A 570-nucleotide genomic window follows, 5' to 3' on the forward strand; every position below is an offset into this window, starting at 1 on the left:
CTTCCTGACGGCCAGCACCCATGCCGGCATCGACGATGCGATCACCGCTTACGCACGCGACAGCATCGCCGGCTCCGCCGCCGGCACGGCCGTGAGCCTGTGCAATCGCATCCATCGCGATTTCACCTATGACGGCGAAGCGACAACGGTGCGGACCCGGGCCAGTGATGCCTTCAAGTTGAAGCGCGGCGTTTGCCAGGACTTTTCACACATCATGATCGCCGGCCTGCGCGGGCTCGGTATTCCGGCCGGCTATGTCAGCGGCTTCTTGCGCACCATCCCGCCGAAGGGCAAGCCCCGGCTGGAAGGCGCCGATGCCATGCATGCCTGGGTCAAGGTCTGGTGCGGGCGCGATGCGGGCTGGCAGGAATTCGATCCGACCAACGGCATGCGGGCCAGCAACGACCATATCACCGTCGGCCACGGCCGCGACTATTCGGACGTGGCGCCGATCGTCGGCGTGCTCAAGACCACGGGGGGACAGGTTGGCGAGCAAGCTGTCGACGTCATTCCGGTCGTGCTCGAAAGAGCCTGAAGCAGGTCGTACACGCAGCGGTATTTGCGCCGCAA

The 570-nt window shown here is 65.1% G+C and carries 1 protein-coding gene; it reads left to right on the forward strand.

Annotated features, from left to right (window positions below; genetic code table 11):
* On the forward strand, positions 1-535 hold a 535-nt coding region (locus EN984_RS37040), incomplete at its 5' end, for a transglutaminase family protein (protein WP_164766046.1).
* Between the last annotated feature and the right edge of the window lie 35 nt (positions 536-570).

The sequence above is a fragment of the Mesorhizobium sp. M7A.F.Ca.CA.004.12.1.1 genome (genome assembly GCF_003997835.1).
In the GTDB taxonomy this organism is placed as follows: Bacteria; Pseudomonadota; Alphaproteobacteria; order Rhizobiales; family Rhizobiaceae; genus Mesorhizobium.